Source organism: Microbispora hainanensis, assembly GCF_006874475.1.
In the GTDB taxonomy this organism is placed as follows: Bacteria; Actinomycetota; Actinomycetes; order Streptosporangiales; family Streptosporangiaceae; genus Microbispora; species Microbispora hainanensis.
The window spans coordinates 1-1,599 of the sequence record NZ_VIRM01000128.1 but is presented as its reverse complement, the minus strand read 5'-3'; the positions used below and the strand labels follow the sequence as shown (position 1 = coordinate 1,599).

At 64.6% G+C, this 1,599-nt stretch carries 2 protein-coding genes; both read right to left on the bottom strand.

The window, feature by feature from the left end; all coding sequences use genetic code 11:
• Positions 1-27: 27 nt before the first annotated feature.
• Positions 28-1,068, bottom strand: coding sequence for an IS3 family transposase (locus FLX08_RS39775; RefSeq protein ID WP_425280671.1), 1,041 nt, complete (start codon positions 1,066-1,068; stop codon positions 28-30).
• Positions 1,065-1,526 carry a hypothetical protein gene (locus tag FLX08_RS39770; RefSeq protein ID WP_142625414.1) on the bottom strand — a complete coding sequence of 154 codons (462 nt, stop codon included), beginning with the start codon at positions 1,524-1,526 and terminating at the stop codon, positions 1,065-1,067. Before FLX08_RS39770 ends, FLX08_RS39775 begins: the two co-directional genes overlap by 4 nt.
• Positions 1,527-1,599: the final 73 nt, after the last annotated feature.

Sequence of the window (1,599 nt, the reverse complement as noted above, 5' to 3'; positions counted from 1 at the left end):
ACGGTGCCTGTCAAACCGAATGAGACATCAAGCTACTTCTGTGGTTTGTGGTGAGGTATCGGTCTGAAGGGTTGCGGGTGGCTTGTTGATCCACACTCGGGCGGGCAGCGACGGCGGGTAGGGGCGGCGGCCGCGGAACCGCTCGGGGTGGGCCAGGAAAGCGGCGTTCAGTGTGGCGATCCGCTTGGCGTGGATCTTGACGGCGGTGCCGTCGTGCACGGATGCCGGGGTGTGCATGGCGATGCCCGAATGACGATGCTCATGGTTGTAGTAGTCAAAGAACTGGCCGCAGAAGATACGGCCGTCTTCGATCGAGCCGAACCTTCCGGGGAACGCCGGGCAATATTTAAGCGTCTTGAACTGCGCCTCGGAGTAGGGGTTGTCGTTGGACACGCGCGGCCGCGAATGCGACTGGTCGATCCCAAGGTGCGCGAGCAGGCCGGTGACGGTGTTCGACGTCATCGAGGTGCCCCTGTCGGCGTGAATCGCCTGCGGTGCGATCCCCCTGTTGGCTTCGATGGCGCGTTCGATGAACTCCTTGGCCAGGGTGCCGTTCTCGGTCGGCCAGATCTCCCACCAGATGACCTTGCGGGAGAAGATGTCAAGGATGACGTAGAGCAGGTAGTGGACGCCGCGTGCCGGGCCTTTCAGTTTGGTGATGTCCCAGCTCCATACCTGGTTCGGCCCGTCGGCCTCCAGTTCCGGTTTCTTCTTCGCCGGGTGGGTGGCCTGCGCGCGCCGCTCGCCGGACTGGCCGCGCTCGCGCAACAGCCGGTACATGGTGGCTTGTGAGCACAGGTAGGTGCCCTCGTCCAGCAGGATCGCCCACACCTGGCCCGCCGACTTGTCGGCGAACCGGGGCGAGTCCAGCACCGCCAGCACCTGCGCCCGTTCGGCTTCGGACAATTCCGCGGGGTGATGAAACGGCCGGCGCGGGCCCTGCCGGGGCGGCTTCGGATTCCGCTGCCGATACAGGCTGGCGCGGGGCTTGCCGAGGATCTGGCACGCCTTGACCGTGCCGACGGCCGTCTCCATGCCGGGGAAATGCTCGTCGATGACCCGATTCAGCTCTCGTCGGAGTCCGCGCTGCGTGAGATGTCGTCCAGCAGCGCGAATGCTTTTCCCGCGATATCCAGCGCGGTCTTCGTCTTCCCGAGCTCGCTGGTGAGCTTTTCGTTCTTGGCCTCAAGCTTGGCCGCTTCGGACTTGAGCTTCTTGTTCTCGGCCCGCAACCGGGCCAGCTCCTCCGACTCGGTGCCCTTTGTCGGTGGTTTGCCCGTCGAGGAGGCCAACGTCCCGTTCTCCTGCTGCTTTCTCCAGTGTTCGATGTGCGAGTGATACAGCCTTTCCCTGCGCATCAAGGCGCCCCGCTCGGGGCTGCCTTCGGGCAGGGCGTCGTAGGCCGCCAAGATCCGCGCCTTGTAGGCCGCGGTGAACGTCCGGCGTGCCGGCCGGCTCACCCGTTTCTCGGTCACCTGCCCATCCTGCCCCGTCCGGGCAGCCTGGTCAGCGAGGGTCATCGTCACTGTCTCGATCGTCCTGTCTCGCCCTACTTTGCATCAAAAGGACTCGATCGTCCCATGTCCCACAAGAGTCTGA